Source organism: Salmonella sp. 741265055_HSA (assembly GCF_046569525.1).
Lineage (GTDB): Bacteria > Pseudomonadota > Gammaproteobacteria > Enterobacterales > Enterobacteriaceae > Salmonella > Salmonella enterica.
Genome location: NZ_JBKFSQ010000018.1, coordinates 21,111 through 45,587 on the forward strand (window position 1 = coordinate 21,111; position 24,477 = coordinate 45,587).

The following is a 24,477-nucleotide window of genomic DNA, read 5'->3' on the forward strand; positions in this document are numbered from 1 at the left end:
TGTTAGTCCAGTTCGTTATCGAGATCGTTATTGCCAGCAGCCGCTGCAGGCGCGCCCGTTACACGGTTGTATTTCGGGCTCAGCTGGATGTAAAGGATAGCCATCACTGCGCCGATGACACCCAGTGCGACCAGGTTGAAGTTTGTGAAAGCCGCGGTGACGAAACCGAGGTAGAAGAACGGCATCAGGTAGCCTGCGCGCATCATGTTGATAACCATCGCATAACCAACCACGACGATCATGCCGCCGGCGATGTTCAGACCGCCTGTGACGACTTCAGGAATCGCATTCAGCATTCCCTGTACTTCGCTGGTGCCTACGGAGATGGCAACGATAACCGCCGGGATAGCGATACGCATTGCCTGCAGGAACAGAGAAGAAACGTGCAGCCAGGAGAGCGCCGTCAGGTTGCCGTTTTCAGCCGCCTTGTCCGCCGCGTGCTGGAATGCCACGGTGATGGTACGAACGATAATGGTCAGTACCTGGCCTGCTGCCGCCAGCGGAATCGCCAGCGCGATACCGGCGCCAATGCTTTGATGCCCGGCGATGACCAGAACGGTAGAGATGATGGACGCCAGTGCGGCATCAGGCGCAACGGCAGCACCGATGTTCATCCAGCCCAGAGCGATCATTTCCAGAGTACCGCCGATGATAATACCGGTTTTCATGTCCCCCAGAACGGCACCGATTAAGGTACAGGCGATCAGCGGACGGTGGAACTGAAATTCATCAAGTACCGACTCCATACCCGCGATACATGCGACGATGAACACCAGCACAATCTGAAGAGTGGTAATCTCCATTGTACTTCTCCTATTGCTATCTTAAGTGTGAAAGCTAATTAAATGCCGGCGGTTATTTCGCCACTTTGGCAATTAAATCCATCATTTTCAGTTTCGGATCGGTGGAAACTTTACGCACCTCAAGCTCGATGCCGCGCTCGTTGAGCTTTTTAAAGGCTTCGATATCCTTTTCATCGACGGAAACGGCGTTGTTCACCTGCGTTTTACCTTGACGATAGGCCATACCGCCAATGTTCACGGAAGTGACTTTCACGCCGCCCTCAACGATGCGCTCGACGTCGGTAGGATTGGTAAACAGAAGCATCACGCGTTCGCCGGCGTATTTCGGGTTATTGTAGACGCGAATCATCTTCGCGACGTCAACCACATGCGCCGTAACGCCCGGCGGCGCAACTTGCGTCAGCAGCGTTTTACGTACGGTATCCGCCGCGACTTCATCGCTCACAACAATAATACGGCTGACATTGGTCTCTTTGGTCCAGCGGGTAGCGACCTGACCGTGAATGAGGCGGTCATCAATACGGGCAAGCCCGATAACCATATAATCATTCGGGCCCATCGGTTTTGCCGGCGTGGCCGCTTTTGGCGCGGCGGCGGCGGCTGGCGCTGGCGCGGCTTTTTCTACCGGTTTCGCTTTCAGCGCTTTTACGCCTTCACGACCGGTTTCTACCGCCAGTGCGACCAGCTCGTCAAAGCTCGGATCGTCGTCACGAGCCATAAACGTTTCGACCAGCATCGGGATGTTGACGCCGGCAATAACTTCATAGCGCTCTTTATCGACGACAATGCGGCTGGCAGCATTAAACGGACTGCCTCCCCATGTATCAACGAGAAATAGCACACCTTTACTGGTATCGAGTTTAGCCAACTGAGCGTTGTACTTTTCGATCAGCGTTTCGGCATTTTCGCCTGGAACGAAATCGATCCAGCCGACGTTTTCCTGCTCGCCTAACAGCATTTCGGCTGTTTTAAGTAACTGCTCTGCAGCCCAACCATGTGTGCCTATAACAATAGCAATGGTCACTTGCTACCTCCTTTATTATTGTCAACACATCAACTTGACAGATGTATTTTTTGAATCGCCGTCCGCAAGCGAATCGATTCAGATAAGGGTTACAACGAAAAACGCATGATTTTCGTGAATTATTTTAGATATCGAAAAAAATATTTTGTGTGATGGAGATCCGTAATTTTGTTTTCGATAATGAGAAATTTCGAAGTGTAAAATATCCCGGTTACATCTCTTTGCAAAGGAAGGTAAATCTTTGCCAAAAACCAGTTGTCTCTGTTATGTTTAGCTTCCGTTTAATTAGAATGGGGTATAGGGCAGCAGCCCGTTGTATGGATCGTCACCGACGTCATTTCACTCTTTGGCCGTTTTGCGCCTGTCAATCTGGCATATCTTGCCATAGCCTTACTTTGTTTATTGCGTTACCGCCTGCATCCTTTGAGATGTTGTGGGCGCCGTTTAGTCATTCCTTAAGCAGGAGCTTGTCATGGAATTATTAATGGATCCCTCAATTTGGGTGGGTTTACTCACGCTCGTCGTCCTGGAAATTGTCCTGGGTATCGATAACCTGGTCTTTATCGCGATCCTCGCCGATAAATTGCCGCCGAAGCAGCGTGACAAAGCGCGTCTTATCGGGCTCTCGCTGGCGCTGATTATGCGTCTGGCGCTGCTGTCCATTATTTCGTGGCTGGTGACCTTAACAAAGCCGCTCTTTACCGTCTGGGATTTTACCTTCTCCGGCCGCGATTTAATTATGCTGCTGGGCGGTATATTCCTGCTGTTTAAAGCGACCACCGAGCTGCATGAACGTCTGGAAAACCGCGAGCATGACACCGGACACGGTAAAGGCTATGCGAGCTTCTGGGTGGTAGTCACGCAGATTGTCATCCTGGATGCGGTCTTCTCGCTGGACGCCGTGATTACGGCGGTAGGTATGGTAAACCATCTGCCGGTTATGATGGCGGCGGTGGTGATTGCGATGGCGGTGATGCTACTGGCGTCAAAACCGCTGACCCGTTTTGTCAATCAGCATCCGACGGTAGTGGTGCTCTGTCTGAGTTTCCTGCTGATGATCGGCTTGAGCCTGGTGGCGGAAGGGTTTGGTTTCCATATTCCGAAAGGCTACCTGTACGCGGCAATTGGTTTCTCGATCGTTATCGAGGTGTTTAACCAGATTGCGCGCCGCAACTTTATTCGTCATCAGTCCACGTTGCCGCTGCGCGCGCGTACTGCGGACGCTATCCTGCGTCTGATGGGCGGTAAACGCCAGGCGAGTACGCAACATGAGACGGATAGCCCGGCCGCGATATCGGTGTCGGAAGGCGCCTTCGCCGAAGAAGAACGCTACATGATTAACGGCGTACTGACTCTGGCGTCGCGCTCCCTGCGCGGCATTATGACGCCGCGAGGCGAAATTAGTTGGGTGGATGCGAATCTCAGCGTAGCTGAAATCCGTCAGCAGTTACTCTCTTCTCCGCATAGCCTGTTCCCGGTATGTCGGGGCGAGCTGGATGAAATTATCGGTATCGTTCGGGCGAAAGAGTTGCTGGTGGCGCTGGAAGAGGGCGCGGACGTTGCGGCTATCGCCGCGTCTTCCCCGGCGATAGTGGTGCCGGAAACGCTTGACCCTATCAATCTGTTAGGCGTTTTGCGTCGCGCGCGCGGCAGTTTCGTTATCGTCACTAACGAGTTCGGCGTGGTGCAGGGGCTGGTTACGCCGCTGGATGTGCTGGAAGCGATTGCCGGTGAGTTCCCGGATGCCGATGAAACGCCGGAAATCGTTGCCGATGCCGAGGGCTGGATAGTGAAGGGCGGCACCGATCTCCATGCGCTACAGCAGGCGCTGGAAGTTGACCATCTGGTGAACGAAGAGGGCGATATTGCGACGGTCGCGGGGTTAGTGATCGCCGCTAATGGCCATATTCCTCGTGTAGGCGATGTCATTGATGTTCCGCCACTGCGGATCACCATTGTCGAGGCCAACGACTATCGTGTCGATCTGGTTCGGATTGTTAAAGAACAGCCTGCCCACGACGAAGAGGAATAACGTCACACGCAGGAATCAAGTCTATAGATGCGGCATCGCGGACATAATCTGTCCGTTATGCCGGGCGGGCGGCGGCGCGCTGCCCGCCAGCCACTGTGGAAATTCGCTAATGGGCATCGGCTTCGCATAGAGATAGCCCTGTAACATTTGCACACCATGCTGGCGCAAATGCTGTGCCTGTGTCTGGTTTTCGACCCCTTCCGCAACCAGTTCAATATTCAGTCTCTGCCCCAGCGCGATAATAATATCGGTCACCGTTGAATTGACCGCATCGGTACCGATGGCGGCGGTGAAGGATTTATCGATTTTCAAAATATCCGGCCGCAGTTTTTCCAGCCAGGAGAGCGAGCTGTTTCCTGTGCCAAAATCATCGATGGCTAACTTCACGCCTTTACGATGCAGCTCGCGCACCAGGCGGTAATCAACGTCAAGCAACGCGTCGCGTTCCGTGAGCTCCAGCACCAGTTGCTGAACAGGTTCCGCACTAAACCAGTACTGATTAAGATCCTTGAGAAGCACGCCGTGTCGGAAATGGCTTGCCGCCACATTGATACCGATATGAAACTGATGGTTGATGGGGAAGTAGTGCCGCTGCCGAATGGTTTCCGCAATCACATAGCGGGTCAGCGGCGCTATCAGGTTATGCTCCTCGGCGATAGGAATAAAAACATCCGGTGAGATCCAGCCCTGGCGCGGGTTATTCCAGCGTAACAGGATCTCAACGCCGGTACACTGCTGCGTGCGGGCATTAAGCAACGGCTGACAAAATAGCTCAAACTCCCGTTCGGCAAGGGCCAGATTAATCTCCCAGGAAAAGCTCATTCTGCTGGCCGTTGCCAGCCAGGCGATATAACCGATCAACAGGCTAAGCAATACGGCCAGCGGTAACTGTGTCGGGAGATGTTTGAACGCCAGTACACCTGCCGACGGCCCGCTGACGCTGATAGTAAAAGGGAAATGCCGCGATGAAAGCTGGTAACGCTCTTCATCTTTTTTTAATTCCGGAAGAGTATCGACCACGCCCCGACCATATAACAGGTGCCGTTTGCCGACCGTCAGGCTGGCGCTGGTAATTTGCGGCTGCTGTGGCTCAAGTAGCATGGTCGTCAGCAAGCCAATATTCACAATTTCCATCACGCCATCCTGACCATCGGCAGAGGCGGGATACCACTGAATGAGGATCGGGCTTCCCTTGAGTAACGATTGATCCGTGGAAAGTAGCAGCAGATCGCCGGCTGCGGGAAGATCGGGCTGAAGCTGGCGTATGGGAGTATTACGGGCGCCAAAAATGCTTGAGCAGTAGAGAATTCCTTCTTTCACCAGCCCGATAGAACGAATGGTTTGCAGGCGGGCGGCTTGCTTACGCAACGGCAAATGCGCGGTCGCGCACGGAAGCTCAAGCAAGGGTAGCAGTATGTTTCGTCCGACCAGGAGAGGATGCAGCACATTGTCCAGCGCATCAACGGCATGATTCGCGAATGCAACCGTGCGATGGTGATTTAAGTTCCGCTCCGAAATAAATCGGATGCTCAGCGTAAGAATGAGCGTGACCAGTGCACAAATCGTGCAAACAATGAAACGATTACGGCGATAATGATTGATGATCCGTTGTGCTGTTTGCATGCGGGCCGCCCAATAAGCGTTGGCGACAAAAGCCAACCGCGACACAGCAAGTGTAGTGGGGAAACGTGGAGTCGACGAGGAAGAGATAAAAATTTCGCCCATCCGTAGCAGATGGGCGAAGGGAGGGAAAACGGCGTTTAATCACACTGGACTTTAATGGCCAGCCCGCCGCGCGACGTTTCACGGTATTTGGCGTTCATGTCTTTTCCGGTCTCGTACATCGTTTCGATGACTTTATCCAACGAGACGCGCGGCGCGCTGGTTCGACGCATGGCCATACGCGCAGCGTTGATCGCTTTAACCGAAGCAATGGCGTTACGCTCGATACACGGCACCTGCACCTGACCGGCAACCGGGTCGCAGGTCAGCCCCAGGTTATGCTCCATGCCGATTTCAGCGGCAACGCAAACCTGTTCCGGGCTGGCGCCCAACAATTCAGCAAGGCCTGCCGCCGCCATCGAACAGGCGACCCCGACTTCGCCCTGACAGCCGACTTCCGCGCCGGAAATAGACGCGTTCATCTTATACAGCGCGCCAATAGCGCCTGCCGCCAGGAAGTAGCGGGTGTAAATATCCGGGCTGACTGATTCAATAAAATGGTCGTAGTAAGCCAGTACCGCAGGAACGATGCCGCACGCGCCATTGGTTGGCGCCGTCACGACGCGGCCGCCTGCGGCGTTCTCTTCGTTCACCGCCAGAGCAAACATGTTCACCCAGTCAATGACGTTCATCGGATCGCTGGAAAGCTTATCGCTGGAAACCAGCATACGACGCAGCGCAGAGGCGCGACGCGGTACGCGCAGCGGCCCCGGCAGCACGCCTTCGGTATTCATACCGCGATCAATACAGGCCTGCATGGTCTGCCAGACGTGACCGAAATATTCTTCAATTTCTTTCTTGCTATGCAGCGCCAGTTCGTTTTGCATCACCATGCCGGAGAGGGAAAGGCCGGTGCTGTTGCAATACTCCAGCATTTCTTTCGCCGATTTAAACGGATAAGGTACAGTAACCTCATTCGTCGCTTCCTGGCCGAAATGCGCTTCATCAACGATAAAGCCGCCGCCGATGGAATAGTACGTCTTGCTATAAATGACCGTGTCGTCATGCAAGGCGTGGATCTGCATCCCGTTTTCATGCAGCGGCAAATTGCCGTTGTGAAAACGCATTCCGTCATCTTTCGGGAAGTCGACTTCGTGACGTCCCTGGGCCAGTAACAGACGCTCGCGCGTTTCGACGTCGCGAATAAAACCGGGGATACTATCAATATCCACGGTAGCGGGTTCATTACCCGCCAGACCCATAATAATGGCGATATCGGTATGGTGACCTTTCCCCGTCAGCGACAGCGAGCCGTAGACATCGACAGCGACGCGGGTAACGTTATCCAGTAATCCTTTTTCGACCAGGTCATCGACGAACTGTTTACCGGCTTTCATCGGGCCAACAGTGTGGGAAGAGGAGGGACCAATCCCTACCTTAAACATGTCGAATAGGCTAATCACGATAATACTCCTGACAGGGCAACCGGGGCTTCCGGTTACGATGTTATAACTGCGCATAGTGTAAGAGGGAACGCTGGCATCAGCTTAACTATTCACATGAATTAAACTAATGAATAACCGCGTTTTTACTAATATTGCGACAGTAATCTCAAGTCGTGTCTTGCGCGCGTAAAGTTTAGTATATACACGTTGCCCTTCAGGCTGCCTCTTTGGGGGAGGCGATTGTTACCGCCTTGAGGCAACGTGAATGGCGTTGTGTACAGTCAGGGCTTTACGCCGATTTGCAGTGCCAGCTCACGAAGAATGTTTGCGGTCATGCCCCAGACGAAATAATGCTCATACCAGGAGAGCCATACGCGGTGCGAATTGCCGCGACGGTAAACATCAAGCGGGTGATATCGACCCAGTTGCAACGCTTGCGCCAGCGGCATTTCAAACACCGCAGACACTTCGTCTTCACTGGCGCGCCAGGGGAGATTTGGCGGAATAATGCCGACCACCGGGGTGACCTGAAAACCGGTCACGCTGTCTACCGGCGGTAAAACGCCAATCACTTCCACGGCTTGCGGCGGGATGGCGACTTCCTCCTGCGCTTCGCGAAGGGCTGCGGCGATAAGCGAAGCATCGGTACTGTCCACGGCCCCGCCGGGAAAGGCGACCTGTCCGGCGTGTTTGCGCAAATGAATAGCCCGCTGGGTCAACAGCAGCCCCGGTTGGGGGCGGCGAACCACAGGGATCAGTACGGCGGCCTGACGTTGATTCAACGTTTCATGAGTCATCTGCGGGCGCAAAAGCTGAAAGCGCGATAAGAAATGATCGAGCGTCAGACGGCTGGTATCCACGTATTAGTTCTCCAGTGGGTGCAGGATACGATTAACTTTATCAAAAGTTTCCTGATATTCCGCTTCTTCCTTGCTATCGGCCACGATACCGCCGCCGGCTGAGCAATAGAGTTGGCCCTGCGTTGCCGTGACGGTGCGGATAGTAATACTGGTATCCATCTTGCCGCAGAAACTCAGATAACCGATGCTACCGCACCAGGCGTTGCGTCGCTGCGGCTCCAGTTCGTCGATAATTTCCATCGCCCGCACTTTAGGCGCGCCGGTAATGGAGCCGCCGGGGAAAGCCGCGCGCAGCAGATCGGTGGCATGAAGCGAGTCCGGTAAACGGGCGGTAATGGTGCTAACCAGATGGTGAACGGCAGGAAATGGTTCGACGACGAACAGTTCCGGCACTTTCACCGAACCCGGTACGGCGACCCGGCCAATGTCGTTACGCATCAAATCGACGATCATCAAATTTTCAGCGCGATCTTTCATTGAATTAGCCAGTTTCTGCGCCTGCTGACGATCCGCCTGCGGATCGTTAAGCCGTGGAAGCGTACCTTTGATCGGGCGCGTCTGGATATGACCGTTCTCCAGTTGGATAAAACGCTCGGGAGAAAGGCTCAATATAGCGCCGTCATGTAAACGAAGAAAGGCGCTGAACGGGGCGCGATTTGCGCGGTTAAGGCGTTCGAAAGCCTGCCACTCATCACCCTCGTAGCTCGCCTGAAAACGCTGGGAAAGATTGACCTGATAGCAGTCCCCGCTGTGCAGCCAGGCCTGCACCTGACGAAACTTTTCGCCATACTCGCAACGCGTCATATTGGATTGCCAGGCCGAGGTAAGCCTGAAGGGCGTTCGGGTCGGCGCGCGCTGGCTGGTGAGCCAGCGATATCGGGCGTCTGCATCGTGATAGCTTATCAGCGACACTACCTGTGTATGGTGATCGACAATCAGCGCCCAGTCGTAAAGGCCAATCGCCATATCGGGTAAAGCGATATCGCGCGCGGCAGTATCGGGCAGAATTTCGAAACGCCGCCCTAAATCATAACCAAACAGACCCAGCGCGCCGCCCTGAAAGGGTAAGTCAGGGTCAGGCTGAGGATGAAAAGGCAGCGCCTCCAGTTGAGTCTGCAAAACGTGTAACGGATCGTCGAGAGTGACGGTGGTCGTGCGCGCAGTACATACCGTGGTTTCCTGCGCGCGCGTGGTCAGTGTGGTGACAGGATCGGCGACCAGAATATCAAAACGGTTATAGGGATGAATAGCATCACCTGAATGCAGCAGCATCGCCCAGGGCAAATGGTTTACGGGCGCAAAATAGTGTTCAGCGGCGTCCGGACGCCAGGGTAAGGTGATAACAGTGGGAGATAACGTCTTCATCATTCCTGACTCGTTACAACACTACTGGCTTACCGCCGGGTAGCGTGAAATAATTAGCGCTAACAATTTAGCAGGAGTTAATCATGTTTGCAGGTTTACCTTCACTCAGTCATGAACAACAGCAAAAAGCCGTAGAACGTATCCAGGAATTGATGTCGCAAGGTATGAGCAGCGGAGAAGCGATTGCCCAGGTGGCGGGCGAACTTCGCGCCAACCATACCGGCGAACGGATAGTGGCGCGTTTTGAGGATGAAGACGAATAACCGGCTTATACCGCCGCGACAATCTTAATCTCAACTTTATATTTCGGATTCATCAACCCGGCCTGTACGGTACAGCGTACCGGCGCATGGCCTGCGACGACCCACGCATCCCACGCCTTATTCATGGCGGCAAAATCCGCTTTATCGCTCAGGAAAATAGTGGCATCCAGAATACGTGACTTACTGGAGCCCTGTTTTTCCAGCACCGCATCAATCTGCGCCAGAGTATTCGCCGTTTGCTCAAAAGCATCGGCGTCGAGGTTTTCCGGCACGCCGGTATACCACAGCGTATTATTGTAGATCACCACGTCTGACCAACGATCTTCGGCATCAATACGCACGATAGACATCACTTATTCCTCATTTGCTTTCCATTTGAATGGCTCAAGACTGCCACAATGTGGCGTCGCCGTCACCTCTGTAACTGGCGTAAGCCTTTCTACCCTGACATAATCCCTGTGTAAATTAACAGGGGGCAGTGTGACGGACGATTTTGCAGCAGATGGCCAACTGGCCAAAGCGATAACCGGCTTTAAACCGCGCGAACCACAGCGACAAATGGCGGTTGCCGTGACACAAGCGATTGAAAATGCGCAGCCTCTGGTTGTTGAAGCCGGCACCGGAACCGGGAAGACCTATGCTTACCTCGCTCCGGCGTTGCGCGCCGGGAAAAAAGTCATTATTTCGACCGGGTCGAAAGCGTTGCAGGATCAACTCTACAGCCGCGATCTGCCGACGGTAGCAAAAGCGTTGGCGTTTACCGGTAAGACGGCCCTGTTGAAAGGACGTTCAAACTACCTCTGCCTGGAGCGTCTGGAACAACAAGCGCTGGCGGGCGGCGATTTACCGGTACAAACGTTAAGCGACGTGATATTGCTGCGCTCCTGGTCAAATCAGACGCGGGATGGCGATATCAGCACCTGCGTCAGCGTGGCGGAGGATTCCCAGGCCTGGCCGCTGGTCACCAGTACCAACGACAACTGCCTTGGCAGCGATTGCCCGCTCTACAAAGAGTGCTTTGTGGTGAAAGCGCGTAAAAAGGCGATGGACGCGGATGTGGTGATTGTAAACCACCACCTTTTTCTTGCGGATATGGTGGTTAAAGAGAGTGGGTTTGGCGAACTTATCCCTCAGGCTGAAGTAATGATCTTCGATGAAGCCCACCAACTGCCTGACATCGCCAGCCAGTATTTCGGACAATCGCTCTCCAGCCGTCAGTTGCTGGATTTAGCAAAAGACATCACCATCGCCTACCGGACGGAACTGAAAGACACTCAACAGTTGCAAAAATGCGCCGATCGCCTTGCCCAGAGCGCCCAGGATTTTCGTCTGCAACTGGGGGAGCCCGGCTACCGGGGAAATTTGCGTGAACTGTTAGCCGACCCACGTATCCAACGGGCATTTTTACTGCTGGATGATACGCTGGAGCTTTGTTACGACGTGGCGAAGCTGTCGCTGGGCCGTTCGGCGCTGCTGGATGCGGCTTTTGAACGCGCCACGCTATACCGTTCACGGCTGAAACGCTTAAAAGAGATCAATCAGCCGGGATACAGCTACTGGTATGAGTGCACCTCGCGCCATTTCACCCTGGCGCTGACGCCGCTCACCGTGGCGGACAAATTCAAAGAGGTGATGGAACAGAAGCCCGGTAGCTGGATTTTTACCTCGGCCACGTTGTCGGTAAATGATGATCTTCACCACTTTACCGCCCGTCTGGGAATTGAACAGGCAGAATCCATGCTACTGCCCAGCCCATTCGACTATACGCGCCAGGCGTTACTCTGCGTACCGCGTAACCTACCGCAAACCAACCAGCCCGGCGCGGCGCGACAGTTGGCGGCTATGCTCAGGCCGATTATCGAAGCCAATAACGGGCGATGTTTTATGCTGTGCACCTCGCACGCCATGATGCGCGATCTGGCGGAGCAGTTTCGCGCCACCATGACGCTGCCGGTATTGTTGCAAGGGGAAACCAGTAAAGGCCAACTGTTACAGCAATTTGTTAGCGCCGGCAACGCGCTGCTCGTCGCCACCAGCAGCTTCTGGGAAGGGGTGGACGTGCGCGGCGATACGTTATCTTTGGTGATTATCGACAAATTGCCGTTTACCTCCCCGGACGACCCGTTGTTAAAAGCGCGAATGGAAGACTGTCGTTTGCGCGGCGGCGATCCGTTTGATGAGGTTCAACTGCCCGACGCGGTGATTACGCTGAAGCAGGGAGTAGGGCGGCTGATTCGCGATGCGGACGATCGCGGGGTGTTAGTGATTTGTGATAACCGGCTGGTGATGCGGCCCTATGGCGCCACGTTTCTCGCCAGCCTGCCTCCTGCGCCGCGCACGCGTGATATCGCCCGTGCCGTTCGCTTTCTTGCGATTCCATCCGCCGAGTAATTTGTTACGGAGTATGGTAAGATGCGCGCTATTTTATTGATCTAAGCACGAAACCTCATGCGAATTCTGGCTATCGATACCGCCACAGAGGCCTGTTCTGTCGCCCTGTGGAACAACGGTACTATCAATGCTCACTTTGAGCTTTGTCCACGAGAACACACTCAACGTATCCTGCCCATGGTGCAGGAGATTCTGGCCGCCAGCGGCGTCTCGCTCAATGAGATAGATGCGCTGGCGTTTGGGCGCGGTCCGGGCAGCTTTACCGGTGTGCGTATCGGCATTGGTATTGCGCAAGGGCTGGCGTTAGGGGCAAATCTGCCGATGATCGGTGTTTCGACGCTTGCCACGATGGCGCAGGGAGCGTGGCGTAAAACCGGCGCGACCCGCGTACTCGCCGCGATTGACGCGCGGATGGGTGAAGTGTACTGGGCGGAATACCAGCGTGATGCGCAGGGCGTCTGGCGGGGCGAAGAGACGGAAGCAGTGCTGAAACCGGAACGGGTCGGCGAGCGGTTGAAACAGCTTTCCGGCGAGTGGGCGACGGTCGGAACGGGTTGGTCCGCGTGGCCCGATCTGACGAAGGAGTGCGGCCTGACGCTTCATGATGGGGAAGTGTCGCTCCCGGCAGCGGAAGATATGTTGCCCATCGCCAGTCAAAAGCTGGCGGCAGGAGAGACCGTTGCCGTGGAACATGCCGAGCCGGTTTATTTGCGTAACGAAGTGGCGTGGAAGAAACTTCCCGGCAAAGAATGACTCTCACTACTATTACCCCCCATACTTTATGCTGTGGGGTGGAATAGAGGTCGAGAAAAAGGAGTCGCATCATGGCGGTTCAAAAACGGTTAATAAAAGGGGCGCTGGCGTGCGCTTTTGCGCTTATGCTGAGCGGTTGCGTGACTATCCCGGATGCCATTAAAGGTTCGAGTCCGACGCCGCAGCAGGATTTGGTGCGGGTGATGAATGCGCCGCAGCTCTATATCGGGCAAGAGGCGCGTTTTGGCGGCAAAGTTGTGGCGGTACAAAATCAGCAGGGAAAAACCCGGCTTGAAATCGCGACCGTACCGCTCGATAGCGGCGCGCGTCCTATTCTGGGCGAAGCCTCGCGCGGCAGAATTTTTGCCGATGTGAACGGTTTTCTGGACCCGGTGGACTTCCGTGGCCAGTTAGTTACCGTTGTCGGCCCGATAACCGGCACGGTTGACGGTAAAATCGGCAATACGCCGTATAAATTTATGCTGATGCAGGCTACCGGCTATAAACGCTGGCATCTTGTTCAGCAGGTCGTCATGCCTCCACAGCCGATCGATCCGTGGTTTTACGGCGGACGCGCCTGGCCTTATGGCTATGGCGGTTGGGGATGGTATAACCCTGGACCCGCAGAGGTTCAGACGATAGTAACAGAGTAACCCTTTGTTTTATCAATAAAAGAAACAGCGGCTGGTCCGCTGTTTCTGCATTCATAGAGACATAATAAAAATAAATAGTGACGCGCTTCGCAACCTTTCAGTTGTGTAATTAATAAACTGGTACGCTGAGTTAATATAATGTTAACGACTTGTTTATTAACTGGGGTTGTGATGACGACGAACACTCATTTTAGAGGTGATGCATTGAAGAAGGTTTGGCTTAACCGTTATCCTGCTGATGTTCCGGCGGAGATCAACCCTGACCGTTATCAATCCCTGGTTGAACTGTTTGAACATGCGGCGACGCGCTATGCCGATCAGCCTGCGTTCGTCAATATGGGGGAGGTAATGACCTTCCGCAAATTAGAAGAACGTAGTCGGGCATTTGCGGCTTATTTACAACAAGGGCTGGGACTCAAAAAAGGCGACCGTGTGGCGCTGATGATGCCAAACCTGTTGCAGTATCCCGTCGCGCTATTTGGTATTTTACGCGCCGGCATGATTGTGGTGAACGTTAACCCGCTTTACACGCCGCGCGAACTTGAGCATCAGCTTAACGATAGCGGCGCGGCGGCAATCATTATTGTTTCTAACTTTGCCCATACGCTGGAAAAAGTAGTCGAGAAAACGTCGGTACAGCACGTTATTCTGACGCGGATGGGCGACCAGCTTTCTACCGCCAAAGGTACGGTTGTTAACTTTGTCGTGAAATACATCAAGCGTCTGGTGCCAAAATACCACTTGCCAGATGCGATCTCGTTTCGTAGCGCGCTACAGCATGGCTACCGTATGCAGTATGTCAAACCCGAGGTTGTCGCTGAAGATCTGGCTTTCCTGCAATATACCGGCGGTACGACGGGCGTGGCGAAAGGCGCGATGTTGACCCACCGCAATATGCTGGCGAATCTGGAGCAGGTGAAAGCGACCTATGGGCCGCTGCTGCACCCGGGGAAAGAGCTGGTAGTGACCGCGCTGCCGCTGTATCACATTTTTGCCTTAACCATGAACTGTCTGCTTTTTATCGAGCTGGGTGGGCAAAACCTGCTGATTACCAATCCGCGTGATATCCCCGGCCTGGTCAAGGAGCTGGCGAAATATCCATTTACGGCGATGACTGGCGTTAATACGCTATTCAACGCCCTGCTCAATAATAAAGAGTTTCAGCAGTTGGATTTTTCTTCGCTGCATCTGTCAGCCGGCGGCGGGATGCCGGTGCAAAACGTCGTTGCGGAACGTTGGGTAAAGCTGACCGGGCAATACCTGCTGGAAGGCTACGGGCTGACCGAGTGCGCCCCGCTGGTGAGCGTCAACCCGCATGATATTGATTATCACAGCGGCAGTATCGGCCTGCCAGTACCGTCAACAGAAGCCAAACTGGTGGATGACGATGATAACGAAGTCGCGCCGGGTGAGGCCGGAGAGCTTTGCGTGAAAGGCCCGCAGGTTATGCTGGGATACTGGCAGCGTCCTGACGCGACGGATGAAATCATTAAAGATGGCTGGCTGCATACGGGCGATATTGCGGTTATGGATGAAGACGGCTTTCTGCGGATTGTCGATCGTAAGAAAGATATGATTCTGGTTTCTGGTTTTAACGTTTATCCAAACGAAATTGAAGATGTGGTGATGCAGCATTCTGGCGTGCAGGAAGTCGCGGCGGTTGGCGTGCCTTCCGGTAGTAGCGGCGAAGCGGTGAAGCTTTTTGTGGTTAAGAAAGATCCGGCATTGACTGAGGATGCGTTGATCACCTTCTGCCGCCGCCATCTGACCGGATATAAGGTGCCCAAACAGGTCGAGTTTCGCGAGGAATTACCAAAATCTAACGTTGGGAAAATTTTACGACGAGAACTGCGTGACGAAGCCCGTGGCAAAGTAGACAATAAAGCCTGAGCGTTAAGTCAGCTAACGAGAGACGCCGGTTAAGCCGGCGTTTTTTTTGGCGCGAACCTAAGAGAACACGATTTGAATTACCAAATGATTGAAACGGACGATGCGCTGGCGAGCCTGTGTGAGGCTGTCCGCGCATGTCCGGCTATTGCTTTAGATACGGAATTTGTCCGTACCCGCACCTATTACCCGCAGTTAGGATTGATCCAGTTATTTGACGGGGCAAATGTCGCCCTGATCGATCCGCTCGGCATCAGCGACTGGTCGCCGTTAAAAGCGGTGCTGCGCGATACGGGAATCACCAAATTTCTGCACGCGGGTAGCGAAGATCTGGAAGTATTTCTGAATGCGTTTGGCGAACTGCCGGAACCCCTGATTGATACGCAAATTCTGGCAGCGTTTTGCGGGCGCCCGCTGTCGTGGGGGTTTGCGTCGATGGTAGAAGAGTATACGGGCGTGGCGCTGGATAAAAGCGAGTCGCGTACCGACTGGTTAGCCCGGCCTTTAAGCGAACGTCAGTGTGAATACGCGGCGGCGGATGTCTGGTATCTGTTACCGATCGCCAAAAAGCTGATGATTGAAACTGAAGCCGCAGGATGGCTGCCTGCCGCGCTTGATGAGTGCCGATTGATGCAGCAGCGCCGTCAGGAGATTCAGGCGCCGGAAGAGGCATGGCGGGATATCACCAATGCCTGGCAACTGCGTACCCGCCAGTTAGCCTGTCTACAACTTTTAGCTGACTGGCGGCTGCGTAAGGCGCGTGAGCGCGATATGGCGGTGAACTTTGTTGTGCGTGAAGAAAACCTGTGGGCGGTCGCGCGTTATATGCCGGGCAGTCTCGGTGAGCTGGATAGCCTGGGGCTTTCCGGCAGCGAGATTCGTTTTCACGGCAAGACGTTGATATCGCTGGTGGCGAAAGCACAGGCGTTACCGGAAGAGGCATTGCCGGAACCCCTGTTGAATCTGATGGACATGCCGGGCTATCGCAAAGCGTTTAAGGCCATCAAAGCGCTGGTGGCGGAGGTGAGCGCGTCGCATCACGTCAGCGGCGAGCTACTGGCATCGCGTCGGCAGATTAATCAGTTGCTTAACTGGCACTGGAAATTAAAACCGCAAAATGGGCAACCGGAATTGATTTCCGGCTGGCGTGCCGAACTGATGGCGGAGAAGTTAACTCTTCTGTTGCAGGAGTATCCGCGTTAACGACGGTAATTGCCGGGAAAACGGCCAGTGAAATAAATGTCCGTATTCGGAATAATGTAAAAAAATAAAAAAGGCAGAAGAATCTGCCTTTTTTAATCCAGGAATTTTCCCATAAAAGAGCTTATTTTGACTCTTCGGCTTCCGGCAGCGTTACGTTAAGTTCAAGGATGGAGATATCACCATCTTTTTGCTCAAGCTGGACGGTAACCATTTCCGGATCGATTTGTACGTATTTACAAATGACCTCAAGAATATCTTTACGTAACTGCGGTAAATAATGCGGTTCGGCATCGCTACGGCGACGTTCCGCGACAATGATTTGCAACCGCTCTTTTGCAATATTAGCGGTACTCTTTTTCCGCGAGAGAAAAAAATCCAGTAATGCCATAATTTATCCTCCGAACAGGCGTTTGAGGAAACCTTTCTTCTCTTCTTCAATGAAGCGGAAAGGACGTTCTTCTCCCAACAGACGATCTACGGTATCTGCATAGGCTTTACCCGCATCCGCAGTGGCGTCAAGAATCACCGGTTCGCCCTGGTTAGATGCGCGCAGTACGGATTGATCTTCCGGGATCACCCCGACGAGTTTAATACGCAGAATCTCCAGTACATCTTCCATGCTGAGCATGTCGCCTTTATTTACGCGGCCTGGATTGTAGCGCGTCAACAGGAGATGTTCTTTAATCGGTTCTTCGCCATTTTCTGCGCGACGAGATTTCGATGCCAGAATACCCAGAATACGGTCCGAGTCACGGACAGAAGAGACTTCCGGGTTGGTCGTAATGATCGCTTCATCGGCAAAATAGAGCGCCATCAGCGCCCCGGTTTCGATACCCGCCGGCGAGTCGCAAACGATGAACTCAAAGTCCATCGCTTTCAGTGAGTCCAGTACCTTAGCGACGCCTTCGCGCGTTAGCGCGTCTTTATCCCGGGTCTGCGACGCCGGAAGAATGAAGAGATTTTCAGTACGCTTATCTTTGATCAGCGCCTGATTCAGTGTCGCATCGCCCTGAATGACGTTTACAAAATCGTAAACGACACGACGTTCGCACCCCATAATCAGATCGAGGTTACGCAGTCCGATATCAAAATCAATGACGACAGTTTTCTTTCCCTTCTGGGCCAAACCTGTAGCGATGGCCGCGCTGGAGGTGGTCTTGCCAACGCCCCCTTTACCCGAAGTAACAACAATAATGCGTGCCATAAAAATTCCTTGTTAAAAAGGGATCAATTCAACGGTTGAACTGTCAAAGCGTTGTCTGCTAAACGCAGGCGCGCCGCTTTGCCATAAAATTCTGCCGGGATTTTATCACTCAGCCAGTAAACACCTGCGATAGAGACCAGTTCTGCCGTCAGATGGGTACAAAAAATTTGCGCTTCCCGATCGCCGCTCGCCCCTGCCAGCGCGCGACCTCTCATCATGCCATAGACATGGATATTGCCGTCAGCGATAAGCTCTGCGCCAGCGCTGACGTGACTTGTAACAATCAGATCACATTGTGGAGCATAAATGCGCTGACCGGAACGAACCGGAACATCAATTAATCGCGTTTTTGTGATGGGATTAGCGTTTTGCGGCGGTTTGCTGGGCGTTGCCGGCTCAACGGGCGCAGGCCGAACCGCTTTCTCTTTACCTTCAGTCAGTAAAGGAAGACCCATCCGATCGATTTCTACTTTCAGGCTGGCGTCTTTACAGCCGCTCACGCCGATAATGCGTAAGCCGGTTGAGGTCACGATCTTATGCAGTTCCGGCCAGTTTACCGGGCTTTCAAGACCGCTAACGTTAATAACGACAGGGGCGTGTTTTAAAAACGCAGGAGCCTGCGCTATTTTGTCTTCTAACGCCTGACGAATAACCTCTGGTTCCGCTTCATGCAAATGAACCACTGATAAGGTGAAGCTACTGCCTTTAAGCTCGATTGGCGTGTTTGACATCCTGGCCTTACTCAATTTGCTATTTATCATCTCCGATACGGAGTGATATTCCGAAGTCCAGAAGGCATGTTATAGTCAGTATTATATTGAGGCAAGTCACCATCCCGTTAATTCAGAGTAAAAGTATGTTTTGTGTGATCTATAGAAGTAGCAAGCGCGATCAAACCTATTTGTATGTCGAAAAAAAAGACGATTTTTCGCGGGTGCCTGAAGCATTGATGAAAGGATTCGGTCAGCCGCAGTTAGCGATGATGCTGCCGCTTGATGGACGTAAAAAATTAGTCAATGCCGAGCTCGAAAAAGTAAAACAGGCGTTAAGCGAGCAGGGCTATTATTTACAATTGCCGCCGCCGCCGGAAGATTTGCTGAAACAACATCTTTCTTCGGTAGGACAAAATACGTCGCACGCTGACCGTTAAACGGTATTCGGCGCCGCGCCTGAATTCCATCATGATCTTAGGGGAAAATATGTATCAACATCGTAACTGGCAAGGTGCCTTGCTTGATTACCCGGTAAGTAAAGTGGTCTGCGTGGGCAGTAATTACGCAAATCACATCAAGGAGATGGGCAGCGCGACGCCGGAAGAACCCGTGCTTTTTATCAAGCCGGAAACCGCATTGTGTGATATTCGTCAGCCGCTGGCGATTCCGGCGGATATGGGCGCTGTTCATCATGAAGTTGAGCTTGCCGTGTTGATTGGCGCAACGCTCCGCCAGGCGACCGAAGATCATGTACGTAAAGCGATAGCCGGTTATGGCGTGGCGCTTGATTTAACCCTGCGCGATATTCAAGGGAAAATGAAAAAGGCCGGACAGCCCTGGGAAAAGGCCAAAGGTTTTGATAACGCATGTCCGATTTCAGGCTTCATTCCTGTCGCGGCCTTCTGCGGCGATCCGCAAAATACGCTTATCGGACTTAACGTTAATGGCGAGGTTCGCCAGCAAGGGTCGACCGCGGATATGATTCATCCTATTGTGCCTCTTATCGCCTATATGAGCCGCTATTTTACGCTCAAAGCCGGGGACGTGGTGCTAACCGGCACGCCGGCAGGCGTGGGGCCATTATTAAGCGGCGATGAGCTGGACATTCGTTTTAATGGCGAAACGTTGTCTACCCGCGTTCTGTAAAATCTGCTTGCCGCCTTCAGCGGCGGTAAAACTTGCATCTGCAGGCCAGACTGGTTATAAGGTGCAGCTTTAGTGCAATGGCGGATACTTTAATGAGCGATACACCTTTCTGGCAACGTAAAACCCTGGATGAAATGACCGATGCCGAGTGGGAGTCGCTGTGCGATGGCTGCGGTCAATGCTGCCTGCATAAGCTGATGGATGAAGATACAGATGAAATCTACTTCACCAACGTGGCGTGCAGGCAATTAAATATCAAAACGTGCCAGTGCCGTCATTATGAACGCCGTTTTGAATTTGAACCCGACTGTATCAAACTCACTCGCGAAAACTTGCCAGACTTTGAATGGTTGCCGATGACCTGCGCCTACCGTTTGTTAGCGGAAGGTAAGCCCTTGCCGACGTGGCATCCGCTGCTGACTGGATCGAAAGCCGCTATGCATGGCGAGCGAATTTCTGTCCGTCATATCGCGGTTAAAGAATCTGAAGTACGGGACTGGCAGGATCATATTTTAAATAAACCGTCGTGGGCAGAATAAGTCTTCGGCAAAACGGCTGATTGTTTACAATTCTTTAATTTACGCCGGGCGACCCCTGAAACCAGGAATTACGTGCAAATTCCGTCACCTGGCGTTATCACCGCCTTCTATTCTTCCCTGACGCGCCTTGTCGCTGCGCTCGCGCACGTATGGCGGCGACTCTATACTTTCAAAGCAGTATATCGCTGCCTATCCTGAGGAGTTACCCCATGAATAACCAACCGTTGCGCGTTTCAAAGGATCAGCCCAGGAAGCCTGATAAGACACCCGAAGACGAAGGAAAAAATCCAAAGAAAAACCAAAAGTAGTGCTGTAGGGTATCTTTAATAACTATGGTTCGTTGGAGGCTTTATGTCTGAACGTCCTGATTTAGTCGATCCATTACCAGAGGATGAGCAGCTTCCTGGTGAAAATATTCCGGATACGCCAGAGGGAGACGATCCTCTCGACCCGGATACCCAGAATGAGGTTGAAGATCCTCGTAGATAGCGTCTTGTGCTATTAACCAACCGCCTGAGGCACCGTCTGTGCCAGGCGGTTTTTTGCATCTTCTAAAGCGAAACATCCTGATAATCCTCAGAAAGATAGCCTATAATTTTTTGTACGTTAAAATAGTAGCGCGTCCATGACGACACTGTCTTATTGCGCTTAGCCGTTTGCGAGTTCAAAGGAGGAAATCAATGAACAGCGAAGAGTTGACACATAAAGCAGAAGAGGAAATCGCGGCACTCATTAGCAAAAAGGTCGCCGAACTACGGAAGAAAACCGGGCAAGAGGTTTCCGAAATAGAGTTCGTGCCGCGAGAAACGATGAAAGGGCTTGAGGGATACCACGTTAAAATTAAACTACTCTAGCGTTTAATTAGCGCCATTAATCACCTGGCTACTGGGCGGGACGCCGCCCAGTGGTGACGGATTTACCGATGTCAGGCTTTTTTCTGTTGATACATTTCCTCGCCCTGATGGTCTTCCTCTACCCAAAAATGAATGTTGAACCGCGCATCATCGCTCAGCTCTACCCGATGCCAGTATTGCGGCGGACTGGTGGCGAATTGCCCGGCATTAATCACCACTTTCACTTCGGGTTCTGTCGCGGTTTCATTCGCAAAGCCATAGTAGGTCACGGTGCCTTCCATCACGCAGAGTTGTCCGAAAACGCCTGCCGCTGTGTTGTGATGAGAGAGCAGTGCCGCCGGAACATTCTCTTTGGTGAAAAAGGGGGTAGAGCGTTTAACTTTCCAGTTTGCCGGGATGCGTAAGTGGGACATAAGACATCTCCCTGATGTGGTGATTAAAAGATGTATTTAATATACACCTTTTAATCACTGGCAAACAACGCTTCGGGCAAAAAAAACGCTCCCGAAGGAGCGTGTGTATCAACGACCGAACAGGTCGCGTTTTTTAGGCTTAAATGCCTGGGCTATGACGACGGCTATCGCCACCACAAGGTAAGCGGCAAAGATCCCCAACAGCCATTGCGGCATCTCCAGCGTTAAAAACGACCACTGGCGTTCGGCGCAATCACCGGATGCCACAAACACCTGCGGCAGCCATTTACCCAACGGCAACCAGTCTGGAAAGCGCGCCATAAAGTCACAGGTCATGAACGGCGAGGGATGCAACTGAATCATCGTATGTTCATACGCCAGTTGTAGACCCCGCCAGGCGCTGTAAATCCAGATAACCATTGCCACGTATCGCAGCGGCGTTTTCGGCGCTATTGCGCCGACCAGACCCGCGCCCATCACGCCAAACAGGGCGCAACGTTCGTAAATACATAGCACGCAAGGTTTAAGTAACATGACGTGCTGGAACCACAGCGCCACCATTTCCAGCGCCAGGGCGGTAAACGCCATCAGTAACCATGCGCCCCGACCCCGTGAGCACTGGTTTAAAAATCGCAACATAATAATTTCCCTGCAACATGCGTAGAGACCGCAGTGTAAACCAATTCAATTCATGCGCCACTAGCGGGAAATGAAATAATGTGTAATTGGATAATTATCAGGCAAAAATCGGAGCCGGGCGGTGTATTGCCCGGCCAAACGTTACGAAAGCGTTGCTAACCATCCTGCCTGAGTCATCCATTCGGTGACCGGCGCAAGAGTGAATTCGACGCACAGTAGCCCTATCAGGGTCAGTACGATAGTGTACGGTAACGCCATCCAGACCATACGGCCATAGGAGAGACGGATTAACGGCGCCAGCGCGGAGGTCAGCAGGAATAAGAATGCCGCCTGACCATTTGGCGTCGCTACCGATGGCAGGTTAGTACCGGTATTGATGGCCACGGCTAACAGCTCAAACTGTTTTAAGCTGATAGCGCCGTTTTCCATTGCCGCCTTCGCTTCGTTGATATAAATGGTGCCGACAAAGACGTTATCTGAGATGGAAGACAACAGGCCGTTAAAGAGATAGAACAGCGTTAGCTGCGCGTGTTCAGAGGCTTGCAAGACAAACTGAATAATCGGCGCGAAAAGATGTTGATCGATAATAACCGCCACAATGGAGAAGAAAACGGTTAACAGCGCAGTAAACGGCAGCGACTCGGTAAACGCTTTGCCGATGGCGTGTTCATCGGTGACACCCGTTAACGCGGTGGCCAGAATAATAACCGACAGACCAATCAGCCCCACCTCCGCGAGATGGAGGGCGAGGGCGGTAACCAGCCAGACGCCAATAATTGCCTGGACTATTAGTTTAATTTTATCCTGGCGGGTGCGCTTCTTACGGCTTTGATCGTCGAATTGCTGCAAGACGTCGCGGACTTTTTCGGGCAACGTTTCGCCATAGCCAAACCAGCGCATTTTCTCGACCAGCATACAGGTTAACAGTCCACATACCAGTACCGGGACGGTGACAGGCGACATCCGTAAAAAGAAGTCGCCGAAATGCCAGCCAGCCGCTTTAGCGATGATCAGGTTTTGCGGCTCCCCGACCATGGTCATGACGCCGCCCAGCGCCGTCCCCACGCCTGCATGCATCATCAGGCTACGCAAGAATCCGCGGAATTGCTCCAGCACCGTTTTGTAATGCGGATCGATATGGCTGTCGTCCAGCATATCGTTCTCTTCGCCGCGCGATGAGGCCACACGATGGTAAATTCCGTAAAAACCGACGGCGACGCTGATCACCACCGCAACGACGGTAAGCGCGTCAAGGAAAGCTGACAAGAACGCGGCGGCGACGCAAAAGGCCAGCGACAGAACCATCTTCGAGCGGATACTGAGTAACAGACGGGTAAAAATAAACAGCAATAATTGCTTCATAAAGTAGATGCCTGCCACCATAAACATCAGCAGCAGCAAGACTTCCAGGTTGGCGGCAACCTCTTCACGTACATGGGCGGCGCTGGTCATGCCGATGATGACGGCTTCAATGGCCAGTAACCCGCCGGGCAGCAGGGGATAACACTTTAACGCCATCGCCAGGGTGAAGATAAACTCTGCCACCAGCAGCCAACCGGCAATAAAGGGATTAGCTAAGAAAATGAATGGGTTAACAATTAAAAAGACAAGTAGTGCCAGTTTGTACCAGTCGGGCGACTGGCCTAAAAAGTTGCGCCACATGGCGCGACCCCATGAGATCTCCATGAAATTTTTCCTTACCTAGAAAAATGAAATAGCGTTTTTATGTTTAAACACAGAGAGTAGCGAGCGCGACGAATGCAAGCAAGTCCTTAACGATATTGGCAGGCAATATCAGAAATGGTGCCTTGATCCCCTTTTTCTTCATTGCGTCCGCTATCAGGTGTTACGCCCGTCTGGTATGATGAGTACAACTATGTTTTGCTGTGTAATGGAAATCTCACTATGGTCATTAAGGCGCAGAGCCCGGCGGGTTTCGCGGAAGAGTATATTATTGAAAGTATCTGGAATAACCGCTTTCCTCCGGGCACGATCTTACCGGCAGAACGAGAACTCTCCGAACTGATCGGCGTGACGCGCACGACATTACGCGAAGTGTTACAGCGGCTGGCGCGAGATGGCTGGTTGACCATTCAGCATGGCAAACCGACAAAGGTTAATAATTTTTGGGAAACGTCAGGGCTGAATATCCTTGAAACGCTGGCCCGCCTTGATCATGAAAGCGTTCCGCAACTGATCGACAATTTGTTGTCGGTGCGTACCAATATTTCTACTATCTTTATTCGCACCGCGTTGCGTCAACACCCGGATAAGGCGCAGGAAGTGCTGGCCACTGCCCACGAAGTGGCCGACCATGCCGATGCATTCGCCGATCTGGACTATAACATCTTTCGTGGTCTGGCATTTGCCTCCGGCAATCCTATTTACGGCTTGATCCTGAACGGCATGAAAGGGTTATACACCCGCATTGGTCGCCACTATTTCGCCAATCCGGAAGCGCGCAGTCTGGCACTGGGTTTCTATCATAAATTATCGTCGTTATGCGAGCAGGGCGCGCACGACCAGGTGTATGAAACGGTGCGGCGTTACGGGCATGACAGCGGCGAGATTTGGCATCGGATGCAGAAAAATCTGCCCGGCGATTTAGCGATTCAGGGACGATAATCC

27 protein-coding genes are annotated in these 24,477 nt (G+C 52.8%); 14 read left to right on the forward strand and 13 right to left on the reverse strand.

The genetic code is table 11. The features are described 5' to 3' along the window. Window positions 1-2: 2 nt before the first annotated feature. Both ACLD4K_RS11805 and manX read right to left on the reverse strand, forming a co-directional pair. On the reverse strand, window positions 3-803 hold the full coding sequence (locus tag ACLD4K_RS11805) for a PTS mannose/fructose/sorbose transporter subunit IIC (RefSeq protein WP_079986560.1): 801 nt from the start codon (window positions 801-803) through the stop codon (window positions 3-5). A 52-nt stretch (window positions 804-855) separates the two neighbouring features. Further along, window positions 856-1,827: a PTS mannose transporter subunit IIAB gene (gene manX / locus ACLD4K_RS11810; RefSeq protein ID WP_411011911.1), complete on the reverse strand. Its 972-nt coding sequence runs from the start codon at window positions 1,825-1,827 to the stop codon at window positions 856-858. A 317-nt stretch (window positions 1,828-2,144) separates the two neighbouring features. On the opposite strand from manX, the gene ACLD4K_RS11815 reads away from it, so the two are divergent. After that, a complete protein-coding gene (locus ACLD4K_RS11815; protein ID WP_370739650.1) occupies window positions 2,145-2,312 on the forward strand; it encodes a protein YoaL in 168 nt (55 codons plus the stop codon). Further along, the gene (gene yoaE, locus ACLD4K_RS11820) at window positions 2,300-3,859 is read left to right on the forward strand and encodes a CNNM family cation transport protein YoaE (RefSeq protein WP_000421815.1); all 1,560 of its coding nucleotides are present in this window, start codon (window positions 2,300-2,302) and stop codon (window positions 3,857-3,859) included. Before ACLD4K_RS11815 ends, yoaE begins: the two co-directional genes overlap by 13 nt. Before the next feature lie 21 nt (window positions 3,860-3,880). Here the strand turns inward: yoaE and ACLD4K_RS11825 are convergent, their stop codons facing one another. The 4 genes from ACLD4K_RS11825 to pabB all read right to left on the reverse strand — a co-directional run bounded on the left by ACLD4K_RS11825 (window position 3,881) and on the right by pabB (window position 9,194). Then, window positions 3,881-5,482 carry an EAL domain-containing protein gene (locus tag ACLD4K_RS11825; protein WP_411011912.1) on the reverse strand — a complete coding sequence of 534 codons (1,602 nt, stop codon included), beginning with the start codon at window positions 5,480-5,482 and terminating at the stop codon, window positions 3,881-3,883. 137 nt (window positions 5,483-5,619) lie between these two features. After that, complete coding sequence (gene sdaA, locus ACLD4K_RS11830) at window positions 5,620-6,984, reverse strand: L-serine ammonia-lyase (protein WP_411011913.1); 1,365 nt, start codon at window positions 6,982-6,984, stop codon at window positions 5,620-5,622. 263 nt (window positions 6,985-7,247) lie between these two features. Then, entirely contained in the window at window positions 7,248-7,826 is a 579-nt protein-coding gene (locus ACLD4K_RS11835; protein WP_000381544.1) for a CoA pyrophosphatase, read from the reverse strand. Between the two features lie 3 nt (window positions 7,827-7,829). Continuing rightward, window positions 7,830-9,194, reverse strand: coding sequence for an aminodeoxychorismate synthase component 1 (gene pabB, locus ACLD4K_RS11840; protein ID WP_411011914.1), 1,365 nt, complete (start codon window positions 9,192-9,194; stop codon window positions 7,830-7,832). Window positions 9,195-9,274: 80 nt separating this feature from the next. Here pabB and ACLD4K_RS11845 point away from each other — a divergent pair, with 80 nt between their 5' ends. After that, entirely contained in the window at window positions 9,275-9,454 is a 180-nt protein-coding gene (locus tag ACLD4K_RS11845; RefSeq protein ID WP_000457328.1) for a YoaH family protein, read from the forward strand. A 5-nt stretch (window positions 9,455-9,459) separates the two neighbouring features. Here the strand turns inward: ACLD4K_RS11845 and ACLD4K_RS11850 are convergent, their stop codons facing one another. After that, window positions 9,460-9,804, reverse strand: a complete 345-nt coding sequence (locus tag ACLD4K_RS11850) for a RidA family protein (RefSeq protein WP_000029550.1) — start codon at window positions 9,802-9,804, stop codon at window positions 9,460-9,462. A 130-nt stretch (window positions 9,805-9,934) separates the two neighbouring features. Between ACLD4K_RS11850 and ACLD4K_RS11855 the strand changes: the two genes are divergently transcribed. From ACLD4K_RS11855 to rnd, 5 genes are all read left to right on the forward strand, one after another. Next, a complete protein-coding gene (locus ACLD4K_RS11855; RefSeq protein ID WP_000128801.1) occupies window positions 9,935-11,845 on the forward strand; it encodes an ATP-dependent DNA helicase in 1,911 nt (636 codons plus the stop codon). Window positions 11,846-11,902: 57 nt separating this feature from the next. Further along, window positions 11,903-12,598, forward strand: coding sequence for a tRNA (adenosine(37)-N6)-threonylcarbamoyltransferase complex dimerization subunit type 1 TsaB (tsaB, locus tag ACLD4K_RS11860; protein ID WP_411011915.1), 696 nt, complete (start codon window positions 11,903-11,905; stop codon window positions 12,596-12,598). Between the two features lie 71 nt (window positions 12,599-12,669). After that, window positions 12,670-13,251: a Slp family lipoprotein gene (locus ACLD4K_RS11865; RefSeq protein WP_410040162.1), complete on the forward strand. Its 582-nt coding sequence runs from the start codon at window positions 12,670-12,672 to the stop codon at window positions 13,249-13,251. A gap of 204 nt (window positions 13,252-13,455) precedes the next feature. Continuing rightward, window positions 13,456-15,141 carry a long-chain-fatty-acid--CoA ligase FadD gene (fadD, locus tag ACLD4K_RS11870; RefSeq protein ID WP_411011927.1) on the forward strand — a complete coding sequence of 562 codons (1,686 nt, stop codon included), beginning with the start codon at window positions 13,456-13,458 and terminating at the stop codon, window positions 15,139-15,141. 72 nt (window positions 15,142-15,213) lie between these two features. Next, entirely contained in the window at window positions 15,214-16,341 is a 1,128-nt protein-coding gene (gene rnd, locus ACLD4K_RS11875; RefSeq protein WP_001109128.1) for a ribonuclease D, read from the forward strand. 121 nt (window positions 16,342-16,462) lie between these two features. Here the strand turns inward: rnd and minE are convergent, their stop codons facing one another. The 3 genes from minE to minC are packed head-to-tail and all read right to left on the reverse strand — an operon-like array spanning window position 16,463 to window position 18,276. After that, window positions 16,463-16,729, reverse strand: coding sequence for a cell division topological specificity factor MinE (gene minE / locus ACLD4K_RS11880; RefSeq protein WP_001185666.1), 267 nt, complete (start codon window positions 16,727-16,729; stop codon window positions 16,463-16,465). Between the two features lie 3 nt (window positions 16,730-16,732). Continuing rightward, window positions 16,733-17,545 (reverse strand): septum site-determining protein MinD, encoded by an 813-nt coding sequence (gene minD, locus ACLD4K_RS11885; protein WP_000101047.1) that lies wholly within the window; start codon window positions 17,543-17,545, stop codon window positions 16,733-16,735. A gap of 23 nt (window positions 17,546-17,568) precedes the next feature. Next, the gene (minC, locus tag ACLD4K_RS11890; RefSeq protein ID WP_411011916.1) at window positions 17,569-18,276 is read right to left on the reverse strand and encodes a septum site-determining protein MinC; all 708 of its coding nucleotides are present in this window, start codon (window positions 18,274-18,276) and stop codon (window positions 17,569-17,571) included. Between the two features lie 125 nt (window positions 18,277-18,401). Here minC and ACLD4K_RS11895 point away from each other — a divergent pair, with 125 nt between their 5' ends. The 5 genes from ACLD4K_RS11895 to ACLD4K_RS11915 all read left to right on the forward strand — a co-directional run bounded on the left by ACLD4K_RS11895 (window position 18,402) and on the right by ACLD4K_RS11915 (window position 20,797). Further along, window positions 18,402-18,695, forward strand: coding sequence for a YcgL domain-containing protein (locus ACLD4K_RS11895; RefSeq protein ID WP_001537109.1), 294 nt, complete (start codon window positions 18,402-18,404; stop codon window positions 18,693-18,695). Window positions 18,696-18,744: 49 nt separating this feature from the next. Then, window positions 18,745-19,404 (forward strand): fumarylacetoacetate hydrolase family protein, encoded by a 660-nt coding sequence (locus ACLD4K_RS11900; protein WP_023196939.1) that lies wholly within the window; start codon window positions 18,745-18,747, stop codon window positions 19,402-19,404. Window positions 19,405-19,496: 92 nt separating this feature from the next. After that, on the forward strand, window positions 19,497-19,943 hold the full coding sequence (locus ACLD4K_RS11905) for a YcgN family cysteine cluster protein (protein ID WP_001285703.1): 447 nt from the start codon (window positions 19,497-19,499) through the stop codon (window positions 19,941-19,943). Between the two features lie 351 nt (window positions 19,944-20,294). Further along, window positions 20,295-20,432 carry a hypothetical protein gene (locus ACLD4K_RS11910; RefSeq protein WP_156010612.1) on the forward strand — a complete coding sequence of 46 codons (138 nt, stop codon included), beginning with the start codon at window positions 20,295-20,297 and terminating at the stop codon, window positions 20,430-20,432. 191 nt (window positions 20,433-20,623) lie between these two features. Then, window positions 20,624-20,797, forward strand: a complete 174-nt coding sequence (locus ACLD4K_RS11915) for a GnsA/GnsB family addiction module toxin (protein ID WP_001083583.1) — start codon at window positions 20,624-20,626, stop codon at window positions 20,795-20,797. A 71-nt stretch (window positions 20,798-20,868) separates the two neighbouring features. On the opposite strand, the gene ACLD4K_RS11920 is transcribed toward ACLD4K_RS11915, so the two are convergent. The 3 genes from ACLD4K_RS11920 to nhaB form a co-directional block, all read right to left on the reverse strand. Then, entirely contained in the window at window positions 20,869-21,210 is a 342-nt protein-coding gene (locus tag ACLD4K_RS11920; protein ID WP_000018967.1) for a DUF1971 domain-containing protein, read from the reverse strand. A 108-nt stretch (window positions 21,211-21,318) separates the two neighbouring features. Further along, window positions 21,319-21,849, reverse strand: a complete 531-nt coding sequence (gene dsbB, locus ACLD4K_RS11925; RefSeq protein ID WP_000943475.1) for a disulfide bond formation protein DsbB — start codon at window positions 21,847-21,849, stop codon at window positions 21,319-21,321. A gap of 141 nt (window positions 21,850-21,990) precedes the next feature. Next, window positions 21,991-23,535 carry a Na(+)/H(+) antiporter NhaB gene (nhaB, locus tag ACLD4K_RS11930; protein ID WP_076737124.1) on the reverse strand — a complete coding sequence of 515 codons (1,545 nt, stop codon included), beginning with the start codon at window positions 23,533-23,535 and terminating at the stop codon, window positions 21,991-21,993. Between the two features lie 219 nt (window positions 23,536-23,754). Here nhaB and fadR point away from each other — a divergent pair, with 219 nt between their 5' ends. Further along, a complete protein-coding gene (fadR, locus tag ACLD4K_RS11935) occupies window positions 23,755-24,474 on the forward strand; it encodes a fatty acid metabolism transcriptional regulator FadR (protein WP_000234826.1) in 720 nt (239 codons plus the stop codon). Window positions 24,475-24,477 lie beyond the last annotated feature (3 nt).

Bases quoted from the DNA above. Each gene is read 5' to 3' on its own strand.
- yoaE (WP_000421815.1), top strand. From the start codon at position 2,300: ATGGAATTATTAATGGATCCCTCAATTTGGGTGGGTTTACTCACGCTC.
- ACLD4K_RS11850 (WP_000029550.1), bottom strand. From the start codon at position 9,804: ATGTCTATCGTGCGTATTGATGCCGAAGATCGTTGGTCAGACGTGGTG.
- minD (WP_000101047.1), bottom strand. From the start codon at position 17,545: ATGGCACGCATTATTGTTGTTACTTCGGGTAAAGGGGGCGTTGGCAAG.
- minE (WP_001185666.1), bottom strand. From the start codon at position 16,729: ATGGCATTACTGGATTTTTTTCTCTCGCGGAAAAAGAGTACCGCTAAT.
- fadR (WP_000234826.1), top strand. From the start codon at position 23,755: ATGGTCATTAAGGCGCAGAGCCCGGCGGGTTTCGCGGAAGAGTATATT.
- ACLD4K_RS11920 (WP_000018967.1), bottom strand. From the start codon at position 21,210: ATGTCCCACTTACGCATCCCGGCAAACTGGAAAGTTAAACGCTCTACC.
- ACLD4K_RS11815 (WP_370739650.1), top strand. From the start codon at position 2,145: ATGGATCGTCACCGACGTCATTTCACTCTTTGGCCGTTTTGCGCCTGT.
- ACLD4K_RS11910 (WP_156010612.1), top strand. From the start codon at position 20,295: ATGTCTGAACGTCCTGATTTAGTCGATCCATTACCAGAGGATGAGCAG.
- pabB (WP_411011914.1), bottom strand. From the start codon at position 9,194: ATGATGAAGACGTTATCTCCCACTGTTATCACCTTACCCTGGCGTCCG.
- minC (WP_411011916.1), bottom strand. From the start codon at position 18,276: ATGTCAAACACGCCAATCGAGCTTAAAGGCAGTAGCTTCACCTTATCA.
- ACLD4K_RS11805 (WP_079986560.1), bottom strand. From the start codon at position 803: ATGGAGATTACCACTCTTCAGATTGTGCTGGTGTTCATCGTCGCATGT.
- dsbB (WP_000943475.1), bottom strand. From the start codon at position 21,849: ATGTTGCGATTTTTAAACCAGTGCTCACGGGGTCGGGGCGCATGGTTA.
- tsaB (WP_411011915.1), top strand. From the start codon at position 11,903: ATGCGAATTCTGGCTATCGATACCGCCACAGAGGCCTGTTCTGTCGCC.
- ACLD4K_RS11915 (WP_001083583.1), top strand. From the start codon at position 20,624: ATGAACAGCGAAGAGTTGACACATAAAGCAGAAGAGGAAATCGCGGCA.
- ACLD4K_RS11905 (WP_001285703.1), top strand. From the start codon at position 19,497: ATGAGCGATACACCTTTCTGGCAACGTAAAACCCTGGATGAAATGACC.
- ACLD4K_RS11900 (WP_023196939.1), top strand. From the start codon at position 18,745: ATGTATCAACATCGTAACTGGCAAGGTGCCTTGCTTGATTACCCGGTA.
- ACLD4K_RS11825 (WP_411011912.1), bottom strand. From the start codon at position 5,482: ATGCAAACAGCACAACGGATCATCAATCATTATCGCCGTAATCGTTTC.
- ACLD4K_RS11865 (WP_410040162.1), top strand. From the start codon at position 12,670: ATGGCGGTTCAAAAACGGTTAATAAAAGGGGCGCTGGCGTGCGCTTTT.
- ACLD4K_RS11895 (WP_001537109.1), top strand. From the start codon at position 18,402: ATGTTTTGTGTGATCTATAGAAGTAGCAAGCGCGATCAAACCTATTTG.
- nhaB (WP_076737124.1), bottom strand. From the start codon at position 23,535: ATGGAGATCTCATGGGGTCGCGCCATGTGGCGCAACTTTTTAGGCCAG.
- ACLD4K_RS11845 (WP_000457328.1), top strand. From the start codon at position 9,275: ATGTTTGCAGGTTTACCTTCACTCAGTCATGAACAACAGCAAAAAGCC.